Annotated in this window: 15 protein-coding genes; 2 read left to right on the plus strand and 13 right to left on the minus strand. The window is 67.4% G+C overall.

Translation table 11 applies throughout. From position 1 onward, the window contains the following. Positions 1–3: 3 nt before the first annotated feature. The 4 genes from ACODR1_RS20605 to rpsJ are packed head-to-tail and all read right to left on the minus strand — an operon-like array spanning position 4 to position 2,025. Entirely contained in the window at positions 4–300 is a 297-nt protein-coding gene (locus ACODR1_RS20605) for a 50S ribosomal protein L23 (RefSeq protein ID WP_058348433.1), read from the minus strand. After that, the gene (gene rplD, locus ACODR1_RS20610; protein WP_101719240.1) at positions 300–938 is read right to left on the minus strand and encodes a 50S ribosomal protein L4; all 639 of its coding nucleotides are present in this window, start codon (positions 936–938) and stop codon (positions 300–302) included. Before rplD ends, ACODR1_RS20605 begins: the two co-directional genes overlap by 1 nt. Beyond that, the gene (rplC, locus tag ACODR1_RS20615) at positions 938–1,702 is read right to left on the minus strand and encodes a 50S ribosomal protein L3 (RefSeq protein ID WP_101719239.1); all 765 of its coding nucleotides are present in this window, start codon (positions 1,700–1,702) and stop codon (positions 938–940) included. The genes rplD and rplC overlap by 1 nt, the downstream gene beginning before the upstream one ends. Before the next feature lie 14 nt (positions 1,703–1,716). Beyond that, positions 1,717–2,025 carry a 30S ribosomal protein S10 gene (gene rpsJ, locus ACODR1_RS20620; protein ID WP_004616952.1) on the minus strand — a complete coding sequence of 103 codons (309 nt, stop codon included), beginning with the start codon at positions 2,023–2,025 and terminating at the stop codon, positions 1,717–1,719. 625 nt (positions 2,026–2,650) lie between these two features. Here rpsJ and ACODR1_RS20625 point away from each other — a divergent pair. Continuing rightward, positions 2,651–3,406, plus strand: coding sequence for a hypothetical protein (locus ACODR1_RS20625; RefSeq protein WP_116489700.1), 756 nt, complete (start codon positions 2,651–2,653; stop codon positions 3,404–3,406). Positions 3,407–3,605: 199 nt separating this feature from the next. On the opposite strand, the gene ACODR1_RS20630 is transcribed toward ACODR1_RS20625, so the two are convergent. From ACODR1_RS20630 to fdhD, 5 genes are all read right to left on the minus strand, one after another. After that, positions 3,606–4,445 (minus strand): GIN domain-containing protein, encoded by an 840-nt coding sequence (locus ACODR1_RS20630; RefSeq protein WP_488882107.1) that lies wholly within the window; start codon positions 4,443–4,445, stop codon positions 3,606–3,608. 102 nt (positions 4,446–4,547) lie between these two features. After that, complete coding sequence (locus ACODR1_RS20635; protein WP_488882108.1) at positions 4,548–5,453, minus strand: transcriptional regulator; 906 nt, start codon at positions 5,451–5,453, stop codon at positions 4,548–4,550. Between the two features lie 16 nt (positions 5,454–5,469). Beyond that, positions 5,470–6,633 carry a GNAT family N-acetyltransferase gene (locus tag ACODR1_RS20640; protein WP_488882109.1) on the minus strand — a complete coding sequence of 388 codons (1,164 nt, stop codon included), beginning with the start codon at positions 6,631–6,633 and terminating at the stop codon, positions 5,470–5,472. 51 nt (positions 6,634–6,684) lie between these two features. Then, positions 6,685–8,994: an FdhF/YdeP family oxidoreductase gene (locus ACODR1_RS20645; RefSeq protein WP_488882110.1), complete on the minus strand. Its 2,310-nt coding sequence runs from the start codon at positions 8,992–8,994 to the stop codon at positions 6,685–6,687. After that, positions 8,994–9,809, minus strand: coding sequence for a formate dehydrogenase accessory sulfurtransferase FdhD (gene fdhD, locus ACODR1_RS20650; protein ID WP_488882111.1), 816 nt, complete (start codon positions 9,807–9,809; stop codon positions 8,994–8,996). Before fdhD ends, ACODR1_RS20645 begins: the two co-directional genes overlap by 1 nt. Positions 9,810–10,154: 345 nt before the next feature. Between fdhD and ACODR1_RS20655 the strand changes: the two genes are divergently transcribed. Next, complete coding sequence (locus ACODR1_RS20655) at positions 10,155–13,013, plus strand: TonB-dependent receptor domain-containing protein (RefSeq protein ID WP_488882112.1); 2,859 nt, start codon at positions 10,155–10,157, stop codon at positions 13,011–13,013. A gap of 206 nt (positions 13,014–13,219) precedes the next feature. Here the strand turns inward: ACODR1_RS20655 and ACODR1_RS20660 are convergent, their stop codons facing one another. The 4 genes from ACODR1_RS20660 to ACODR1_RS20675 all read right to left on the minus strand — a co-directional run bounded on the left by ACODR1_RS20660 (position 13,220) and on the right by ACODR1_RS20675 (position 22,527). Beyond that, positions 13,220–15,295: a S9 family peptidase gene (locus ACODR1_RS20660; protein ID WP_488882113.1), complete on the minus strand. Its 2,076-nt coding sequence runs from the start codon at positions 15,293–15,295 to the stop codon at positions 13,220–13,222. Positions 15,296–15,523: 228 nt separating this feature from the next. Further along, complete coding sequence (gene galA, locus ACODR1_RS20665) at positions 15,524–18,037, minus strand: beta-galactosidase GalA (protein ID WP_488882114.1); 2,514 nt, start codon at positions 18,035–18,037, stop codon at positions 15,524–15,526. A gap of 212 nt (positions 18,038–18,249) precedes the next feature. Beyond that, on the minus strand, positions 18,250–20,958 hold the full coding sequence (locus ACODR1_RS20670) for a TonB-dependent receptor (protein ID WP_488882115.1): 2,709 nt from the start codon (positions 20,956–20,958) through the stop codon (positions 18,250–18,252). 207 nt (positions 20,959–21,165) lie between these two features. Continuing rightward, on the minus strand, positions 21,166–22,527 hold the full coding sequence (locus ACODR1_RS20675) for a glycoside hydrolase family 53 protein (RefSeq protein WP_488882116.1): 1,362 nt from the start codon (positions 22,525–22,527) through the stop codon (positions 21,166–21,168). Positions 22,528–22,551 lie beyond the last annotated feature (24 nt).

Consider the following 22,551-nt stretch of genomic DNA (forward strand, 5'->3'; position numbering starts at 1 on the left):
GTCTTAGAGCCCCGTCGTGATGTCGATCGACTGGCCTTCGGCCAGGGTCACGATCGCTTTCTTGACGTCGGTGCGGCGACCGACGATGCCACGGAAGCGCTTGGTCTTGCCCTTGGCGACCAGGGTGTTGACCTTGGTGACCTTGACCTTGAACAGCTCTTCGACTGCGGCGGCGATTTCGTCCTTCGACGCATCGGCGGCCACCTTGAAGACAACCTTGTTCTGCTCGCTGAGCAGGGTCGTCTTTTCGGTGATCACCGGCGACAGGATCGTGTCGTAGTGGCGGGCGGTAGCGGCCATTACGCGGCTTCCTTCTCAGCGAAACGAGCCGAGATCGCTTCCACCGCGTCCTTGGTCAGGACCAGGGTGTGGCGACGCAGCACGTCGTAGACGTTCAGGCCGGCGTTCGGCAGCACGTCCACGTTCGGAATGTTGCGGGCGGCGAGCTTGAAGTTCGCGTCCACTTCCGGACCAGCGATGACCAGGGCGTTCTTCAGACCGATCTTGTCGAAGTTGGCGCGCAGGGCGGCCGTCTTGGCTTCGGTCAGAACGGCGCTGTCGAGAACCAGCAGCGAGCCGGCCTTGGCCTTCGAGGACAGGGCGTGGCGCAGAGCCAGAGCCCGGATCTTCTTCGGCAGGTCGAAAGCGTGGCTGCGGACGACCGGGCCGTGAGCCTTGGCGCCGCCGACGAACTGAGCCGCACGACGCGAGCCGTGACGAGCGCCGCCGGTGCCCTTCTGCTTGTACATCTTCTTGCCCGTACGAGAGACCTCGTTGCGGACTTGAATCTTGTGGTTGCCCGAGCGGCGCTTGGCCAGCTGCCAGGTGACGACGCGCTGCAGGATGTCGCCGCGGATGTCTTCGATGCCGAAGATGGCGTCGTCGAGATCCACGGAACCGGCCTTGCCGCCGTCAAGTTTGATGACGTCGAGTTTCATTAGCCTTCGCCCTCTTCGGTCGTCGCCGCGGGGGCCTCTTCAGCGGGGGTTTCAGCAGCCGGAGCAGCCTCGCCAGCCTTACGGAAGGCGCCCGGACGCGGCAGGTCGGCCGGAGCGGCCTTCTTCACGGCGTCGCGGATCTTCACGTAGCTGCCTTCGTGGCCCGGGACGGCGCCCTTGACCAGGATCAGGCCGCGCTCGACGTCGACCTTCCAGACGGTGACGTTGAGGGTGGTGACGGTTTCTTGACCCAGGTGACCAGCCATCTTCTTGCCCGGGAACGTACGACCCGGATCCTGGCGGTTACCCGTCGAACCGTGCGAACGGTGCGAGACCGAGACACCGTGGGTGGCGCGAAGACCACCGAAGTTCCAGCGCTTCATGGCGCCGGCGAAACCCTTACCGACGGTGACGCCCTGGATGTCGACCTTCTGGCCGGCGACGTAGTGGTCGGCGGTGAATTCCGCGCCCACTTCGATCAGAGCAGCTTCATCGACGCGGAATTCGGCGACGATCCGCTTGGGCTCGACCGAGTTCTTGCCGAAGTGACCGCGCTCGGCCTTCGAGGTGTTCTTGGGCTTCTTGGCGCCGGCGCCGAGCTGCAGGGCGGTGTAACCGTCCTTCTCGACGGTGCGCTGAGCCACGACCTGGCAACCGTCGAGCGACAGGACGGTGACCGGCACGTGCTGACCGGCTTCGTCGAAGAAGCGGGTCATGCCGAGCTTCTTGGCGATCAGGCCGGTGCGGTTAGCGGGGAGAGTCATCAGTTCGGCCCTCCTTACAGCTTGATTTCGACGTCAACGCCGGCCGACAGGTCGAGCTTCATCAGCGCGTCCACGGTCTGCGGAGTCGGGTCAACGATGTCGAGGACGCGCTTGTGCGTACGGATCTCGAACTGCTCGCGCGACTTCTTGTCGACGTGCGGCGAACGGTTGACGGTGAATTTTTCGATAAGCGTGGGCAGGGGGATGGGGCCCCGCACCGTCGCACCCGTGCGCTTGGCCGTGTTCACGATCTCGCGCGTGGAATGATCCAACACGCGGTGATCGAAGGCCTTGAGCCGGATGCGGATGTTCTGACGATCCATATCGCTCGGTTTCCTAGTGGGCTGCGCCCGCGTCTCGAACCATTTCAAAGACCAACCCGGACTCCTCTTTCGAGAACTCCGAACGCAGCGTCCGCAAAACAAATTGGCCCGCGCAATCGCTTGCGAGGGCCGGTGATCCGCAACCACGCCGTCCTCCGAGGAGAACCCTCCTCTGGATGAGAAGGACGCCTGGTTACGGGTCGCTTGCGAACCGCGTTTGAGCCCTAGAGCTCACAGCCGGTCCAACAGAGGGGCGCTTTTACGTGCCTGAATCGGTTTCGTCAAGCGGTCCCGGCGGGCTTTCGCGACGGCTTGTTTAACAAGACGTAAAGCCGCCGATCCCAGCACGATCGCTTAACACTTGTGACCAAAACACGGCTGACCAAAAAGCAATGTTCACCGACTTGGGCCCGATACACACAATCTTTGTGCGCGACACGCGCGTATAGAAACTCAATTCGTTCCTGCAAGTGTAGTATTTGCGCACCATAACGCCTCGAACGGTCCGACAGAGCCTTGCGGCCGTCATCGAACCTTCATAGATCCGCCCCGCTCGACGGTAGGGAGGCCCTCCCCAAAACGACCGCCCGCCGTCGAGACCACATGAGTAAGGGGATTACCCACTATGAAGACCCAACTGTTCGCCGCCGCCGCCGTGCTGGCCGTCGCCGTCTCGGCTCCCGCTTTCGCCCAGAACATCGGTTCGGTCGGCGCCGCCGTTGACTACAACAACATCGACACCCGCGCCGGCGACGCCGACGGCACCTCGGTCGTCATCGACGGCTCGGTCGCCATCCCGACCGGTTCGTGGACGATCACCGGCGCTGCCGACGTCTCGATCGCCGACAGCGACGTCTCGCAACGCACCGTCGCCACCGGCGCCGTGCACGCCACGACCGTCGTCGGCAACGGCCTGCGCATCGGCGGCTTCACCGCCCTGTCGCGTCCGTCGAACGACACCCTGTGGGCCGTCGGTGGCGAAGCCCAGAAGTACCTCGGCAACGTGACCCTGACGGGTCTCGCCGCCTACGGTCAGTCGAACGACCTGGACGCCGACCTGTGGACCGTCCGCGCCGGCGCCAACTACTTCGTTTCGGACGACTTCCGTCTGGACGCCGGCCTCGGCTGGTCGAACGTTGACGGCCTCGTCGACGCCGACATCTGGGACATCAACGTCGGTGGCGAATACAAGTTCGCCAACACCGGCTGGTCGACCTTCGCCAAGTATACCCACAGCGAAGCCGATGACCTGGCCGACCTGAAGTCGGACGCCGTGAAGGTTGGCCTGCGCTACACCTTCGGCGGCAGCCTGAAGGCCCGCAACGCCGCCGGCGCCGACCTGGCCACCGGCAGCGACCTGTTCGGCTTCCTGGTCCGCTAAGCCGGAAGCTTCGTGATCTTCCGGCGCCCACCGGAAGATCACGGACAGCGCTTCAAAGGGACCTGCCCTCCCCTCCTATCCGGGGCGGGTTCCGACGAAAAGCAAGACGCCCCCGAAGCGAAAGCTCCGGGGGCGTTCTCTTTATATATGTGCGTACCGATGTGCGCCGAACGGCGCCCAGGCTCACCGGCTTGTCAGCTCACTGGCCGATATAGATGTTGCCCGAGCCCATGGCCGACTTCTTGACCGAGCCGTTGACCTTGGCCACGCGGATATCGCCCGAGCCGGCCACCGACAACGACACCCGGTCGGCCTCGCCGCCGAAGGTCACGTCGCCCGAGCCCATGATGCTGACGTCGATGTCGCGGGCCCGGCCGCCGGCGACCTTGACCCCGCCCGATCCGGCGATGCTGACGTCGAGGTCGCCGCCGCGCAGCGCCGCGGCCTTCACGTCGCCCGAACCGGCGATCGACACTTCCAGGTCCGACACTTCCTGCAGGCTGATGTCGCCCGCGCCGGCCAGGTTGATCTCGGCCTTGGCGGCGCTGCCGGCCTTGGTGTCGCCCGAGCCGGCCAGGCTGATCTCCAGCTTGCCGCGGGTGTTGGCGACGGTCCAATCCCCACAGCCGGCATTGGCCAGTTCGACGCTGTCGCTGCGGCCGACGCTGCCGTAGACAGCGCCCGAGGCGGCGACCGACACGTTCATCGGCACGCGGATGGCCACCTGCGGAATGTCCTTCCACTGCACCTCGCCCAGGTCGCGGACCCGCACTGCGGAGCCCTCGCCCCGGCTGTTGCAGCTCTGGATGCGCTTGAGGCGCAGGTTGCCGTCGATGATCGTCTGGCCGCCGACCTTGCGCACCTCCAGCGGCAGGCCGCCATTGGTGGTCAGGAACTCGACCTTCACGTCGCTACGGGCTTCGGGAATGATGGTGACGCGGGCGACGGCGTCCTTGATCTTCACCGTCGGCTCGGCGGCGGCCGCGCCGGCCAGGGCGACAACGGCCGCGCCGGCGGCCAGGCTGATGAGTGCGCGCATCTTTTTAGTCCCCTCGGATGGCTTGCGTTGAGGGAACGCTAGTCGGCGAGGCCGCGTCGCACGACTTAATTCGAGGTCATGACGCTGTTGTCACGAACCGCGTCAGGCCGCCTTCTGGGCGTCACCGATCTCGAAGCTGCGCTCGAGGCCCTTGATCCTGTCCTCGACCAGCCGCAGGCGCTTGAGGCCCAGCGAGGCCGCCCAGAGGCCGGCGCGCGCCGCCATCGGCGTCTTGTCCATGGCCGCGATGGGCAGGCCCCAACGCCGCAGCACGCCGTTGGCGAAGTGCGCGCCGTTGGTCAGGCGCGAGCCCCAGGTCTGATAGTCGATCGACAGCGAGACGTTGAAGGTGCCGAGGTTCTCGATCCGGTGCGGCGCATGCAGCGGCCAGCTGGCGGCCATCCCCGGCTCCAGGTCGAACACCGCCGCGGCCGCGTCCATGTCGCGACGATAAGGCAGGTCCTCGGTCTGCTGCTTGAGCATGATGTTTTCCATACCCTGCTGGGGCATGTGGTCCTCGTCGACCGGATAGATCCAGATCCGCTTGCGGCCGCGCAGGTGGAACAGGATGACGCCCGGCGCGTCGGCGTGGAACGGCACCTTAGCGCCCGGAGCCGACATGATCAGCTGGCCGTTCAGCTGGACCGGCGAAAAGCCCCTCGCCTGCCCGCCGATCTCGTCGAAGGCCTGCTTCATCAGCGGGGTCAGGGCCGGGTACCAGGCCTCGGCCCGGCGCAGTTGCACCCAGATGCGGCCCTGCTTGACGCCTTCCAGCACCTCGCGCCCCGGCAGGCGCCCGCGCGCGCCGGTGCGCATCGTGGACTGCCCCTCGGCGTCGAAGTCGAACAGGTTGATGTCGTAGAGCTCGGCCGGATAGGCGTCGAGCAGGCGCGCCAGGGCGTCGTCGTCGAACAGTCCGGTTTCCGCCAGGTTGTGGCGGAAGGTGATCGGGCTCTTGCGGAAGCTTCCAACCTGGTCGTCCGACCAGGGCGCGACGAGACGGGTCATAAGCCTTGCATCTCCCTCAGTCGGCCAGCAGGCCGAGACTCAAGCCAAGGCCGATGCCGACGCCGATCCCCGCGCCGACGGCCGGGTGACGCCGGCCAAGGCCGGTGACGAAGCTGGCGCCGCCCTTGACCTGGCCGATCAGGCCGGGCTCGCAGGCGGCGATGCGGTCGAGACGGCGGGCCAGCCGCTTGCCGACCTCGTCGATGCGGTCGGCGCCGGGCGCGCCGCGCAGGTGGGCCATCAGTGACGGCCGCATGGCCACCGCGCCCTCGAGCACCGGCTCCATCGGCACGGCGAAGTCTTCCTTGTAGGCTTCCTCGCTGGGCCCGAAGTCGACGCGGGCGATCCCCCGCGCGGCCGCGACCCGCAAGGTCTCCAGCGTCATCAGCGCGCCCGGCGAATAGCGCGCGAAGGCGGGGTCGTAGATCGGGAACCACAGGTGATGGCGGTCGCCGGCGGTCAGGCCAAGCTCGGCCGCCACGATCGTCCCGCCGGCGCGCAGCACGGCCAGGCGCAGGCCAAAGTCGGGCGCGTCGCTTTCGGCCAGGCGGTTGAGGAGATCGATGGTCCAGCCGCAGGCGAAGATGTCGTGCTGGTGGGTGCGACGGATCTGGGCCCGCTTCTGGGCGACCAGCCAGGCCAGCAGGTCCAGCGCCGGCCGCTCGAAGGTGAAGACCATCTGGCCGTGGTCGCGCTCCAGGGCGCGGGCGCGGCGGCGCTTGTCCTTCAGGAAAGTCGAGCTGCGTGTCGCCTGGTAGGCCTCGAAACCGCCCGACAGGTCGGCGGCCATGGCGTAGCGCACCGAAAGCTCAGGCAAGGGTACGGGCGAGATCAGGCCGCTGACCCGCATGCGCTCGACGCCCAGCAGGGCCAGGACGGCGGGCAAGCAGAGGTCGGGCTCGGCAATCAGGCCGTGGAAGTCGCTCATCGGTGCGCCGAGCGGCTGGATCGACGAGCCACGCCGTTGGAAAGGCAGGAAGCCGACGATGCGGCCGCCGCGCTCCAGCACGGCGACCCGCGAGCCGGGCGCGCAGGCCGCGGCCGCCTCGACATAGCGGAGATCAAAGTACGGACCGCCCAGCACCGGCTCGGCGGCGCGCAGGGCGTTCCAGCGCGCGCGCTCGGCGGCGTTGAGGTCGGCGACCTCGATGACCCGCGCCTGCAATCCCGTGTCCAGCACCCTGCTCCCCGTCCTTGCGGACTACGCCGGGCGTGGATCAGCGGCCCTCCGTCAACCGCCGTGCAGGGTTAACCGCACAGGCGCCGACTTGTAGGCCGGCGTACCACTACGCCGGTCGTGATCCTCAAGTGCTACTAGAGCATTGGTTTCCGGATAGTATGCGGCCACGCACCCACGCGGAATTTTTCGCGCCACGGCCGTGAAGCCACGCACGACTCGCGCACCGGTTTCATCGAAGGCGGCCGCCAGGTCGATGCGTTGGCCCTCCGCCACGCCCAGCGCCGCCAGGTCTTCCGGATTGACGAAGACCACGTCGCGCCGGCCGAAGACCCCCCGATAGCGGTCGTTCTCGCCATAGATGGTGGTGTTGTATTGGTCGTGGCTGCGCAGGGTGGTCAGCAACATCACCGAGGCGTCGCCCCGGCGCGGATCGTCCAGCCCCGTGTGCGGCAGGAAGTTGGCCTTGCCCGACGGCGTGGTCCACTTGCGCTCGGCCGGCGGCACCGGCAGGCGGAAGCCGCCCGGCTGGCGGACGCGCGCGTTGTAGTCGGTGAACTGGGTCGGGAAGACCTGCTCGATCAGGTCGCGGATCCGGTCGTAGTCAGCCGTCAGCCCCTCCCAATCGGTGGCGTCATCGGCGCCCAGGGCCGCGCGGGCGATGCCGGCGACGATGGCCGGCTCGGACATCAGGTGCTCGGAGGCGGGAGGGTTGAGGCCGCGCGAGGCGTGGACCATCGACATCGAGTCCTCGACGGTCACCGACTGGCGCACCCCGCCCTGCAGGTCCATTTCCGTACGCCCCAGACAGGGCAGCAGCAGCGCCTCGCGGCCGACCAGCAGGTGGGTGCGGTTGGGCTTGGTGGCGATGTGGGCCGCGAAATCGACCATCCGCATGGCCGCATGGGTGCGCACGGGATCGGGCGCGGCGACGGCGAAATTGCCGCCCAGGCCGACGAACACCTTGGTCTCGCCGGCGCCCATGGCCTCGATGGCCTCGACGACAGTGTGGCCATGCTCGCGCGGCGGGGTAAAGCCGAACACCTTGGCCAGGGAGTCGAGCAGGGCCGCCGACGGCTTCTCCCAGATGCCGACCGTGCGGTCGCCCTGGACGTTGGAGTGGCCCCGCAGCGGACAGATCCCCGCCCCCGCCCGACCGATGTTGCCGCGCAGCAGCAGCAGGTTCACCAGCTGCTGCACCGTGCTGGACGAGTTGCGATGCTGGGTCAGGCCCATGCCGTAGCACAGGATCGCGGCGCTGGACCGGGCGTAGATGGCGGCGGCCTCCTCGATCTCGGCCCGCGACAGGCCGCCGACGCCGACGATCTCGTCCCAGGACAGCGCGTCGAGATGCGCCGCCAGGTCATCGAAGCCCGCCGTGTGTTCGGCGATGAAGTCGTCGTCGAGGACGGCCGGCTCGTCGGCGCCCCGCGCGGCGCGGTCGAAGGCCAGGACGGCCTTCATCAGCCCCTGCACCACGGCTGCGTCGCCGCCGACATTCACCTGATAATAGCGCGAGGCGATCGGGGTCGACGACAGGGTCGCCATCTCGACCGGATCCTGCGGCGAGGCGAACCGCTCCAGCGCCCGCTCGACCAGCGGGTTGAAGGCCATGATCGTCGCGCCTCTGCGCGAGGCTTCACGCAGGGTCGCCATCATCCGCGGGTGGTTGGTGCCCGGGTTGTGGCCGAAGCACAGGATCAGGTCGGCGTGGTCGAAGTCCTCCAGGCTGACCGAGCCCTTGCCCATGCCGATCGAGTCCGGCAGGCCGACGCTGGTCGGCTCGTGGCACATGTTCGAGCAGTCGGGGAAATTGTTGGTGCCGACCTTGCGGCCCAGCAACTGGAACAGGAAGGCCGCCTCGTTGCTGGCCCGGCCCGAGGCGTAGAACTCGGCCTGGTGCGGGCTCTCCAGCGCCTGGATCGCCGCGCCGGTGCGGGCGAAGGCCTCGCTCCAGTCGATGGGCAGGTAGCGGTCGCTCTTGGCGTCATAGGCCATGGGGTGGGTCAGGCGCCCCAGGTCCTCGATGGCGTGGTCGCTCCAGGTAAGCATCTCGCTGACGGTGTGGGCGGCGAACACCTCGGGCGTGGCGCGCTTGGCCGTCGCCTCCCAGGCCACGGCCTTGGCGCCGTTCTCGCAGAACTCGAACGACGAGGTGTGCTTGGGATCGGGCCAGGCGCAGCCGGGGCAGTCGAAGCCCTCGGGCTGGTTGGCCCGCATCAGGGTCTTGCCGCCCTCGACGATGGTCTCCTGGTCGGCCAGGGCGCCGGCCACGGCCTTCAGCGCGCCCCAGCCGCCGGCCGGCGCGTCATAGGGCTTCACGCCCGGGATCTTGCCCCCGACCGGATTGGAATCATCCGCCATCACGCAACCTCCAGCGCCGCCTCGACCAGCCGGTCGGGACGGGAAAACACCATGTGGCCGTCGGGCCGGGCCAGGGCGACCAGGGTCAGGCCCGCCTCCTCGGCCCGGCGCACGGCCAGGTCGGTCGGCGCCGACACCGCCACGATCATGCCGGCGCCCATGCGCACGGCCTTCTCGACCATCTCGAACGAGCAGCGGCTGGTGACCAGAACGAAACCGCCCCCGGCGTCGCGGCCCTCGCGGGCCATGGCCCCGGCCAGCTTGTCCAGGGCGTTGTGACGACCGACGTCCTCGGCCAGCAGCCGAACCCGGCCGTCGACATCGCAGAAGGCGGCCGCGTGCGTGGCGCGGGTGCTGCGCCCTAGGGCCTGGACAGCCTCGAGATCGGCCAGGGCGGCCGGCACCGCCGCATGGGCGATAGAAATGCCGGCGGCCGCCGGCGGCAGGGGCCGCACCGCGTCGGCCAGGCGCTGCACGCCGCACAGACCGCAGCTCGACCGCCCCTCAAGCTTGCGCGGCCTGGCCTTCCTACGGGCCGCCCCCTCGACGAGGCGCACATCGACCAGCAGGCCAAGCTCTTCCTCGCGGACCGCGACGGAGGCGATCTCCTCGGGCGCAGCGACGCCTTCGGTGATGGTGAAGCCCCGAGCCAGGTCGGCCACGTCGCGCGGCGTCGCCATCAGCACGGTGTGCGGCCGACCGTCGAAGGACAGCCCCACGGCGACCTCGGTGGGGGCCCAGCGCTCGATCGGCGCGGCGCGCCCGGGCGCACGCCATTCCAAGGCAGGGCGAAGGCGGGCGGAAGCATCGGACATGGTCGAAAGACTACAGTTTGGGCGCCTGCGCCGCCATGGCGAAAGACGAACACGGGGTGTGGCTGCCGGGCCACGCGGCCAGTTTGCGTCAAGCACAACACAAAACGGCGGTTTGCTTCAAAGATCACGCCATAGGTTTCCGACAGATATCCGATCTGACCGAAAGCCTGCGGTATACGATTGGCGACAAACCACATTCCGACGTTCTGGTAATTCACCCGAACGTTACAGAACTTTCACCTCACAATCGCGAAACAAACCCCGCCCATCCCTGCCCCACGGCGAAATTTTATTCCGCCACCATGGCCTTGGCCGCGAAGCCTTGGCGAATACTGGGGACTATGAATGGCTAGAAATACCTATCTGCTGGGCGCTTCCGCGCTCGTCATCGCCATGACGACCGCGCCGATGCTGGCGCAGGCCCAGACGACCGACGACGCCTCCGCCGTCGAAGAAGTGGTGGTCACCGGCTCGCGCATCGCGCGCCGCGACTACGTCTCCAACAGCCCGATCGTGACCATGGGCCAGGAAGCGATCGAGAAGACCGGTTCGGTCACGGTCGACACCCTGCTCAACCAGATGCCGCAGTTCGTGCCGGCCGTGTCGTCGACCTCGAACAACCCGTCGAACGGCGGCCAGGCCAACATCGACCTGCGCGGCCTGGGGACGCAGCGCACGATGGTGCTGATCGACGGCCACCGCGTGGTTCCGTCGAACTCGGACGGCACCGTCGACGTCAACATCATCCCCTCGGCCCTGATCCAGAACATCGAGGTGATCTCGGGCGGCGCCTCGGCGACCTACGGCTCGGACGCCCTGTCGGGCGTGGTGAACTTCAAGCTCAACAAGAACTTCACCGGCCTGCAGATGGACGCCCAGTACGGCGTCACCGAGCAGGGCGACGGCAAGGAAAGCTCGCTGAGCCTGACCGCCGGCGGCAAGTACGCCGAGGACAAGGGCCACGCCGTGTTCTCGGTCAGCTACTCGCAGCGCGGCGAGGTCTACAACGCCGCCCGCGACTTCGCGAAGGTCTCCGGCGCCTCGTCGACCACCCCGTACGGCCGCTATGACGCCACCGGCACGAACCTGCCCAGCCAGGCCGCCATCGACGCCGTGTTCGCCAAGTACGGCTACGCCGCCGGCTCGGTCGGCCGCTCGGCCAACCTCGGCTTCAACGACGACGGCACGCTGTTCTACAACGGTGTCAACTACACCGGCTCGGACGCGATCGACTATTCGACGATCCCGGTGAACGGCACCTACAACACCGGCGCCCTGAACCTGCTGCAGCTGCCGCTGACCCGCTACTCGGCCTATGCGGCCACCGAGTACGAGGTCAACGAGCACGCCGAGGTCTACGGCTCGTTCAACTTCACCCACTACGACTCGCGCACCATCCTGGCCCCGTCGCCGGCCGCCGGTTCGACGGGCTTCTCGGTGCCGGTCACCAACCCCTTCATCCCGACCGACCTGTCGACCATCCTGGCCAGCCGCGCCGACCCGACGGCCGACTTCCTGCTGCGCAAGCGCTTCACCGACGTCGGCTCGCGGATCTCGGAAACCACCTTCAACGTCTTCCAGCTGGCCGGCGGCGTCCGCGGCGCGACCGGCTTCAAGGACTGGACCTACGACCTCTACGCCTCGTTCGGCCGTTCGGAGCAGAACGAAACCCAGTCGGGCAACGTCAGCCACTCGGCCGTGCAGACCCTGCTCGACGCGGCCGACGGCGGCGCCAGCATCTGCACCGGCGGCTATGACCCGTTCGGCAACAACGCCCTGTCGGATTCGTGCCGCTCGTACATCTCGCGCACGACCAAGAACTGGACGGCCGCCGAACAGCGCATGGTCGAACTGAACTTCCAGGGCGGCCTGTTCAACCTGCCGGCCGGTGAAGTGCGCGGCGCCTGGGGCGCGGACTACAAGTTCGACAGCTTCCAGTACGTGCCCGACAGCCTGCTCTCGACCGGCGACGTGGTCGGCTTCAACGCCGCCGACGCCATCGACGCCTCGACCGACGTCTATGAACTGTACGGCGAAATCCTGGTGCCGGTCCTTAAGGACCTGCCGTTCATCAAGTCGCTGAACCTCGACGCCGGCTACCGGATGTCGGACTACCAGACCATCGGCACCGTCGGCGCCTACAAGGTCGACGGCGACTGGGAGGTCGTCGACGGCTTCCGCATCCGCGGCGGCTACCAGCGCGCCGTCCGCGCCCCGTCGATCGGCGAACTCTACTCGCCGCAGAACCAGGACTACCCGTCGATCAGCGAAGACCCCTGCGCCTACAACAGCAGCTACCGGACCGGCGCCAGCGCCGCCAACGTCCGCACGCTCTGCCTGTCGCAAGGCGTGCCGTCGGCGATCATCGACAGCTACACCTACGCCAACAGCCAGGTGAACGCCCTGACCGGCGGCAACCCGGACCTGAAGGAAGAAACCGCCAACACCTACAATGTCGGCTTCGTCTGGTCGCCGCGCTTCGACAACCCGCTGTTCGAACGCCTGTCGCTGTCGGTCGACTACTATTCGATCGACATCAAGGACGCGATCGGCACCATCGACGCCTCGACCGTGCTGGACAAGTGCTACAACGGCGACGCCAACAGCGCCTATTATTGCAGCCTGTTCTCGCGCAACAGCTCGACGGGCGAGATCGACACCCTCACCCTGACCAACCTGAACCTGGCCCGCTACAAGACCACCGGCGTCGACTTCCAGGCGGACTGGGCCTTCGGCCTGGGCGCGGTCGGCCTCGACGACAAGTACGGCATGCTGAAGTTCAACGTGGTGGGCAACTACCTCGACAGCTTCAAGGTCCAGAGCCTGGCCGGCGAGGAATTCCAGGAGCTGAAGGGCACGATCGGCAACACCTCGATCAGCTCGGTGGCCGTCTCCCACCCCGAGTGGAAGTTCGCGGCCTCGACCAGCTGGGTCGTGGGTCCGGTGGACGTCGGCGTGCGCTGGCGCCACATCGGCAAGATGGTCGACGCGGCCGACTCCTCGGAGAAGATCGACGCCGTCGACTACTTCGATCTGAACGGCAGCTGGCAGATCAACGACACCTACTCGATCCGGGGCGGCGTCACGAACCTGACCGACAAGCAGCCGCCGTACTTCACCTCGTACGTGCAGGCCAACACCGATCCGTCGACCTACGACGTGCTCGGCCGTCGCTTCTACGTGGCGGTGAAGGCCAAGTTCTAAGCCTTCGGGTCTAGAGCAAGATCAGGCGGCGGGGTCGAAAGGCCCCGCCGCTTTTTCTTTGGGGCGCAAGATGCTCCCCCTGAAGGGGGAGCTGTCGCGAAGCGACTGAGGGGGAAGTGAACGCCGCCATCTGCGGCCGCTTCAACTTCACCAGGAACTTCCCCCTCCGGCCCTCCGGGCCACCTCCCCCTTCAGGGGGAGGATCATTACTTCGGCGGCGACTGGAACTTCTCGAACCAGGCCAGGATCGCCGAAGCCTTGGCCGCCGATTGCGAGGGCCGCACGGCCAGGCCGCCGTGGCTGGCGCCGGGCACCTTGACCAGGGCCGTGGGCACGCCGCGCAGCTGCAGGGCCTGGTAATACTGCTCGGACTCGGCCACCGGCGTGCGCAGGTCCTGGTCGCCGACCACCACGAGGGTCGGGGTCTTGACGTTGCCGACCAGCGACAGCGGCGAGCGCGCCCAGTAGCCTTGCGGGTCCTCCCACGGCATCTTTCCGAACCAGTACGAGGCCATGAAGCTGTACGCATCCGTGGTCAGCACCTGGCTCGACCAGTTGATCACCGGCTTCTGGGTGGCGGCCGCGGCGAAGCGGTTGGTCTTGCCGACGATCCACGCCGTCAGGGCGCCGCCGCCCGAGCCGCCGGTCACATAGAGCCGGTCGCTGTCGACGAAGCCCTTGGCGACGGCCGCGTCGACCGCGCTCATCAGGTCGTCGTAGTCGTGGCTGGGATAGTTGCGGTCGATCTCGTTGGCGAAGGCCTCGCCGTACGACGTCGAGCCGCGCGGGTTGGCGTAGACCACCACATAGCCGGCCGCCGCATAGAGCTGGTTGTCGGTCGAGAAGCTGGGGCCATAGGCCGAGAACGGCCCGCCGTGGATCTCGAGGATCAACGGATACTTCTTGGCCGGATCGAAGTTGGGCGGAGTGACGATCCAGGCGCCGATGTCCTTGCCGTCGAAGGACGATTTCACCGGCAGCGGCTCGACCTTGCCCAAGGTCTTGGAACCCAGAAGGTCGGCGTTGAGGGCTGTCAGGCGCTTGGCCTCGCCGCCCTTGCGGGCGATGGCGATATCGGACGGACGGCTGGTAGAGCCTTGGGTGAAGGCCACTGTCCCGTCCCTGGCCACGCTGAACGCGCCGCCGCTGTAGGGACGATCGAGGCCTGCGCCGGTCAAGCCGGCGACCACCGTCTCGACCTTGCCCGACAGGTCCGCCCGGGCGACGCGAACCGAGCCGTTCTCGTCATAGGAAACGTAAAGGCTGCGACCGTCGGCCGACCAGACCGGGTTGTCGATCGAGCGGTCGAGGTCGCCGGTCAGCACGCGGCTGTTCCCGCCGTCGATGTCCATCACATAGAGGCGGGTGTTCTCGTAGCCCCGGCGCCGGGCGTCGTCATAGCCGACATAGGCCACCTGGCGGCCGTCGGGCGAGACCACCGGATTTGCGTCGGGGCCGACGCGGGTGGTCAGGGCCTTCAGCGAGCCGTCGGCCAGGGTCAGGCGCCAGATCTCCGCCTCGGCGGGATTGCGCTCCCAGCCCTCGGCGCGGTTGGCCGAGAACAGCAGATAGCGGCCGTCCTTGGTGAAGGACAGCGGGCCCCGGTCGTCGAACTTGCCGAAGGTCAGCTGGCGCGGCGCGCCGCCCTCGGCCGACACGGTGTAGATCTTGGAGAAGCCGGTCTTCAGCGTCCCCTCGCCGTCGCCGCGGAAGGTGACGCGGGTCTCGACGGTCAGCGGCGGGGCCCACTTGGCGTGCTCGGGCTTGCCGTCCGGGGCCGAACCGAGCTTGGCGCCCTCGTCGGCGGTCAGCATGGTGAAGGCGATGGTCTTGCCGTCGGGCGACCAGGTCAGGTCGCTGGGGGCCTCGACCAGGGTGGCCAGGCGCGCGGTGCGGCCGGTGGCGACCCATTGCACATAGAGCTGGGCGCCGGCGTCGGGCGTCACCTGCACATAGGCCAGCCTCTGGCCGTCGGGCGACCAGCGGGGCGACATCGCAGAGCCCTGCCCCGCCACCAGCGGCGTCTGGGCGCCGGTCTTGGTGTCGACCAGCCAGATCGAGCGCACGGCGCGATCGACCATGATGTCGTTGGAGGCCCGGACATAGGCGATCAGGTCGCCGTCGGGACGGATCTGCGGGTCGGACGCAACTTCCAGGCCAAACAGGTCGCGGCCGGTGAACAGCGCCTGGGGCGCCTCGCGTACGGCGGCGACGCCGGCCATCGGGCTCGCCGCCGCCAGGGCCAGCAGCGAAACGAGCAGCAGTTTGGTCGGGCGGCGCATGGGCGATCCTGGCGAAGCTTGCGAAAGAAGGGGTGGATACTGCCGCGCTAGCGCCCAGCGTCCACCCCTAATTCCGCGCCTCGCGCAAGGATCTTGCGCCTTACCGGCCTGAGTTGCCCGCGCGTGGTCCTCGTCCTTCGACAAGCTCAGGATGAGGACCAGATTGCAGGCCTTGCAGTAGAAATCCTCCCCCTGAGCCCGTCGAAGGGCGAGGGTTTCGTTCTCGCCTCAGCCCGCCTTAAGCGCCAGCGAGGCCGGCTTCAGGCCGGGAGCCGAGGCCAGCACCCGCACTTCGCCGGCCTGGCCGCGCTTGGTGCGGACGATCACCTGGGCCAGGCCGTTGAAGACCTTGCGCTGGCTGGCGACGTCGCTCTCGTGGCTGGTCGGGTTGCCGTTGCCGACGCCGATCACCTCGCCCGGGCCGGTCACCGCGAAGCTGACCAGGTCCTCGGCCTTCGGCACGACGCGGCCCTTGGCGTCGACCACCTCGACCTTGAGGATGCCGACGTCCTGGCCGTCAGCGGCGAGCGTGGAACGGTCGGTGGTCAGGCGCACGGCGGCGGCGGGACCGGCCGTCTCGCGGCGCTGGCGCAGGATCACCTTGCCGTCCTTGTAGCCGTGGGCCTCGATCACGCCCGGCGCGTAGGGGACCGACCATTCGACGTGGTGATTGGCCTTCACCTCGCGCACGCCCTGGCTCTTGCCATTCAGGAACAGCTCGACCTTGTCGCAGTTGCTGTGAACCCAGACCGGAACCGGCTTGCCTTCCTGGCCTTCCCAGTTCCAGTGCGGGAAGAGGTGCAGCAGCGGCTCCTTCCGCCACCAGGCGCGGTAGTAGTAATAGTTGTCCTTCGGGAAACCGCAGGTGTCGAGCGCGCCGAAGTGCGAGCTGATGCTGGGCCAGCGGTTGAAGGGCGTCGGCTCGCCGCGATAGTCGAAGCCGGTCCAGATGAAGCCGCCGGCCATCCACGGACGGTCGGCCGCGTGGCTCCACCACTTCTCGGCCGTGGTCGCCCACCAGGGGTGGTCGGTGTCGTAGGCGGGGACGTAGCTCTTGGCGTCGCTGCGCAGGTACTCGCCGCGCGTCGTGACAGTGCTGCCGCTCTCGCTGCCGATGATCGGAAGGTTCGGGAAGCGGGCGTGGAAGTCGTCCATCTTCTCGTGGCGATAGTTGAAGCCGATGACGTCGAGCTCGGCGGTGATGCCGTCGCCGAAGCCCGAGTCCATGGCCGCCGTGACGCCGCGGGTCGGGTCGAGGCGGTTGACCAGACGCTTCATGGTCTTGGCCACCTTGCGGCCGCGCGCCGTGCCCTGCTGGGGCTCCTCGTTGCCGATCGACCACAGGATGATGCAGGGGTGGTTGCGGTCACGGCGGATCAGCCGCTCCATCTCGTCCAGCGAGGTCGGGTCGCTGGACATGCGCCGGGTCTCGGCGATGAACAGCATGCCCAGGCGATCGCAGGCGTCCATCAGCTCGGGCGTGGCCGGGTTGTGCGAGGCGCGATAGGCGTTGCAGCCCATCGACTGCAGCTGCTCGATCCGCCAGGTCTGAAGGGCGTCAGGAATGCCCGCGCCGACGCCGGCGTGGTCCTGGTGGTTGCAGGTCCCCTGCAGCTTGACGTGCTTGTCGTTGAGGAACAGGCCCTCCTTCGGGTCGAAGCGCACCGAGCGCACGCCGAAGGGGGTGGCGTAGCGGTCGACCACCGCGTCGCCCAGCTTCACTTCGGTGACCAGAGTGTAGAGGTGCGGGTTCTCCAGCGACCACAGCACCGGATTGGCCAGGGTCACGGTCTGCGACAGCGACTGGCGCTGCCAGCCCGGAAGGCGGCCGGCGGCCGGCGCCACGGCCAGGGCCGGCTTGCCCGCCCCGTCCAGCACCGTGTGGACCAGGCTGAACTCTACGGCCTCGTCGCCCTCGTTGATCAGGTCGGTCTCGATCTCCAGCGTGCCGTCGACCTTGGCCTTCACGAAGACGCCCCACTGGGGCACGTGCACCGGGGCGGTCTTGACCAGCCAGACATGGCGATAGATGCCCGCGCCTTCGTAGAACCAGCCTTCGCCCAGGCTGGCGTCGACGCGGACGGTGATCAGGTTCTCACCGCCGACATTGGCGATGTCGGTGATGTCGACGCGGAAGCTGGCGTAGCCGCTTTCCTCGCTCTCGAGGACGTAGCCGTTCACCATCACCACGGCGTCGCGCATCACGCCGTCGAACTCGATCGACAGGCGCGTGCCGGTCTCGACGGCCGGCAGGGTGAACTTCTTGCGGTACCAGCCGATGCTGTTCTGGGGGAACTCGCGGCCGATGGCCTTGTAGCCGTGGGCGGCGCGCAGGTCCTCGTCGTCAGGCTTGCCGCTGGGCTTGTAGTCGGGATTGTTCTCGAACGGCAGGGTGACGGCCCAGTCGTGCGGCACGGTCACCGGGGTCCAGGCGCTGTCGTCGAAGTCCTTCTGGGCGGCGGCGGCCACCCACCAGTTGGGCGCGTCGGCGCCGGCCTTGGCGTAGGTGCGCTGGTTGGCGCCATAGCCGAAGTCGCGAGCCGGATCGTGGGCGTGGCCGAGGTGGAACTTCCAGTCGAAGTCCAGGCTGGTGCGCTCGCGCGGGCCAAGATCGACGACGACCGGGGCCGCCTTCCTGGCGGGTGCGGCGGCGGGCTTGGCGGCGCGGGCGGAAGACGCGGCGGCGAAAGCGGCGACGCCAGCAGTGGCGGCCAGGGCTTGCCGGCGGCTGAACTCGACCATCGGGGACCTCTCATAAGCAAAAGAAAGGGGAGGAAGCGACGAGGCTCCCTCCCCTAGCAAAGGATCGTCGGGGAGGAGTGACGTCCTGGAAAGAGTGCGAAATCCCGATCCTTCGACGAGCTCGGGACGAGGATTTCGAATGCCGAAGCGATGCAATGGACCTCACCCTGAGCTTGTCGAAGGGCGAGGTCCACGCAAGGCCTCTGAGCGTCTTAGAACTTCACCGTGACGTCCATCAGGAAGCGACGACCATAGATGTCGTAGCGGCCCAGACGGTTCTCGTCGCCGTCGCGGTAGGTGCGCATGGCGCGGTTGGTCAGGTTGTTGGCCTGGAAGCGCACGCCGACCATGTCGTTGATCTGGTACGAGGTGCTGAAGTCCAGGGTCTTTTCAGTGCCCAGGGTCTGCAGTTCCGAGCCGTTCCAGCCGTAAATCACGGTCATCGGGCTGTGGTACTTGTAACCCAGGCGGGCTTCGATCGGACCGTTGGAGTACCAGAGGTCGACCGTGGCGGTGTGCTTGGCCAGGCCGGTCAGCGACAGCGGCTTGGTCGACGGCGTCATCTCGTTCAGGTCGGAGTCGACATAAGCGTAGTTCGAGTAGATGCCGAACTTGTCCAGGCCCGACGGCAGGAAGAAGAACGGCGTCTGGAAGGTCGCCTCGACGCCCTGGATGTAACCGCCGCCGCCGTTGACCGGGGTCGCCACCGCATAGGTGGTGCCGTTGTAGGTCTCGGGCGTCTGGGTCCAGCCGATGTAGGTGTCGACGTCCTTATAGTAGTAGGCCAGGGCCACCAGGGCTTCCGGACGGAAGTACCACTCGCCCGACAGGTCGAACTGGACGGCCTTGAAGGGCTTCAGGTCCGGGTTGCCGCCCGAGCCCGTGTAAGGAGCCCAGGTGCTGAGGGTCTTGCTGGCGCGCAGTTCGTCCAGCGGCGGACGGGCCACGACCTGGGCCAGGCCCACGCGCACCACCTTGCCTTCGCCGAAGTCGAACTTGGCGTTCGCCGACGGCAGGACGTCGGTGTAGTCGTTGTCGACCGTCACCGCGCTGAAGGTGCTGGCGCCGGCGTTCTGGCGGTAGCCGTCGCTGCTGGTCTTGGTGGTGACCACGCGCACGCCGACGTTACCCGTCAGCCACGAACCGGCGAAGCTGTCGGCGGCGAAGTTCAGCTTGGCGTAGGCCTCGCCGACCTTCTCGTTGACCTTCCAGCGCTGGGCCAGGTTGTCGCGAGCGTTGGCGTAGTTGAAGGCGTTGTCGCCGTAGATCGCGCGGGCGACGGCGTCCAGGTCGCCGGTGATGACGCCCGGAACGTTGAAGCCGCCGATGTTGTACGAGCTCAGCAGGCTGGCCGGCACGGTGGTCGACTGCAGGCAGTTGCCCCACTCGTCCTGCAGGCTGGCGTCGTAGATGTTGCTCAGGTTCGACGGGTTCGCGCAGACGAACCACTGGCCTTGGCTGTGGTCCTTGGTGCGATCCGACACGCGGAAGCCGAACTGCAGGCTCTTGAACGTGCCGCTCAGGTCGCGGGTGAAGTCCAGGGCGCCGGCGACGAGTTCGTCGTTCAGGTGCTCCAGGCCGTCGTTCTGGCCGCCGTTGTTGCCGGCCGAGCCGCTCTGGACCGTCTGGGCCAGCGAGATCGGATCCTGCGAAGCGGTCACGAACGGCTTGGCGCCGGCGCGGACGTCATAGCTCAGCGACGAGGGCCAGCTGTCCATGCGGACGGCGCGCCAGTTGTTCTCGCGCTCGGCCTTCGAGTACGAGATGTCGCCGGCGACGGTCCACAGGTCCTTGGTCCACTTGCCGTTCAGGCCGGTGGCGAACAGGGTCTTGTCTTCGGTGTAGCGGGCCAGGATCGAGGTGATCGAGCCGAACGGCAGGGTCGCGGCGACGACGGTGTTGTTCACCAGCGTGTAGGACGCGCCGGCGCCGTTGTAGTCGCCCCAGTTGCCGTTGTCCCAGTTGCCGCGGTTGCGGGCATAGACGGCCTGGTCCTGGTCTTCGCGGATCTTGATGTTCGAGTAGAGCGCGTCGAACTTCAGTTCGAAGTTGTCGGTCGGCTTCCACTGCAGGCCGGTCGAGACGCCGTCACGCTTCTGCTCGAGCTTCTTGACCTCGAGTTGCAGGCCCCACGGGGTGGCGTCGGTCTTGCCGTCGCCGTTCAGGTCGCCGCTGAAGTCGCTGGCGCCGACGGGGGTGCGGATGTTGGAGTCGTTCCAGCCCCAGCCTTGGAACGACACGTAGCCGTTCTTCTGCTTCTGCGAGGTCAGGCCCAGCACCATGGCCAGGTCGTCGTTGAACTTGTGCACGAACGAGCCGCTGGCGCGATAGCCGGTCTGGCCGTAGTCCGGGATGTCCTTGCCGCCGTCGTAGTAGACGGGGCCGGCGCGCAGCACGACCGACGGACCGCGGTAGTCCAGCGGGTCGATCGTCTGGATGTTGATGGTGGCCGCGACGCCGCCGGCGATCAGGTCGGCCGACTGCGACTTGTAGACCTGCACGCCCTGGACGACTTCCGAGGGATAGACTTCCCAGCGGACGTTGCGATCGGGCTCGGACGAGGCGACTTCACGGTTGTTGATGGTGCCCAGCACGAGGCGGGCGCCCAGGCCGCGGACCACGGCCTGGCTGTCATTGCCGCGGTCGCGGGTGGCGTTCACGCCAGGCAGGCGGGCGATCGACTCGGCGATCGTCACGTCGGGCAGCTGGCCGATGTCCTTGGCCGAGATCGCCTCGACCACCTTGTCGGAGCCTTGCTTCACGCCCAGGGCGTCGCGCAGGCTCTTGCGCACGCCGGTGACGACGACTTCCTCGACCTGGGTGTCGGAAGCGGGAGCGGCGTCCTGCGCCCAGGCGGCGGACGAAACGGCGAGCAGGCTCAGACCGCTGGCGGCGGCGAGCAGCATGGATTGTCGGGTCATCTAGTTCCCCCAATTCGGACGCGACGCCTTCTGCGGGCGTGGCTGTCTTCTGGTTTTGTGGAGAGGACCGGCGTCAAACGGCCGGATCAGTGGGGCGCGACGGTCCGCGCCGAAAGGAGAGCCGCGCCTCTGACGGGCGCTGGCGCGCCGGCTCTGCGGACCGGCGCGCCAGTGGTATTTATCATATCAATCACATCTGACAAGTCGTCAGGGCTGAGCGGGCAACCGCACGGCGCTGGGCTTGGCGGAAATGGTCGCGGCGACGGCCGAAGCAGAGCCCACCGCGTCGGCGGTCGGAGCGGTCGCCACCGTCACCGAGGCCCCCGGCATCAGGCGCGTGCGATAGACGAAGTCGGCGCCCTCGCGGACCATCGGGCGCGGCCCGGCTCCGCCCAGGAAATCGCCGTCGATGAAGGCCGAGGCCTTGTCGCCCGCCGCCACCTTGAAGGTCGTCTCGACCGGCATGGCGTAGGTGGTCGACAGCCACTTGATCCCCTCGACCGGCTGGCCCTTGAAGTCGAACAGGGTCGAGTTTTCCCAGTTCGAGCCCGTACCCCAGCGCGTCTTGCACTTGGTCGAGACCCAGGCCGGCTCCCAGTAGAAGACGCCCGTGCCGCCGCTGGCGAAGACCAGCTGGGTCAGGTCGATCAGATACTTCTTCTGGCCCGCCTGCGTCGCCGGATAGCCGGCGATCAGGGAATCCTCGCCCAGCAGGTTGGGCGAGCTGTCGGCGCCTTCCGTGGTGAAGGGATAGGACGTCTCGACCACCACCACGTCTGCCGAATAGGTGTGGCGCAGGCGGTTGATGGACTCGCCCAGCTGCGCCATCGAGCGCTTGGACCACTTGCTGTAGTAGCTGATGCCGATCATGTCGTAGTCGGTGACCCCGGCCTTGGCCGCGGCTGCGAACCAGTCCTCGACGGTGTCGGGCTGGGCGATGTGCAGCATCACCCGCGGGTTCTTCGAGCCCTTGGCGCCGGCGTCGCGCACGGCCTTGATGCCGGCGTTGAACAGCAGCGCGTTGCGCTCCCAGTTGATCGGATCCTTGGCCTTGGCCAGGGTCGAGACGATCTCGCCGTTGGTCTCGTTGCCCACCTGCACTAGGTCGGGCATCAGGCCCTGGGCGTCCAGCTTGGTCAGGGTGTCGTAGGTGAAGGCGTAGAGGGCCTTGGCCTGCTCGGGCGTCGACAGCTTCTCCCAGGCCTTGGGGGCCAGTTGCTTATCACCGTCGGCCCAGTCGTCCGAATAGTGGAAGTCGAGCAGCACCTGCAGACCGGCGGCCTTGGCGCGCTTGATGCTCTTGGTGACGTCGGCGATGTTGGAATAGTTCGTCCACTTGGGGTCGTTCCACAGGCGGATGCGGGCGATGTTCGAGCCGGCGTCCTTGAAGAACTGGTACTGCTCGACGGTCTTGTCGCCCGAGCGATAGACCGCGCCGCAGTCGTCCATCTCGTTGGCGTAGGAGATGTCGACGCCGAGATAGGTCTTCGGTTCTGCCGCGGCGGCGGCGGTGGAGGCCATCAGGCCGGCGATGAGTCCCAGGCCCAGCTTCCGAAGATGTCCCGACATGGCGAATGCTCCCGTTCTGTCATT

This window comes from Caulobacter sp. FG7, from assembly GCF_057808875.1.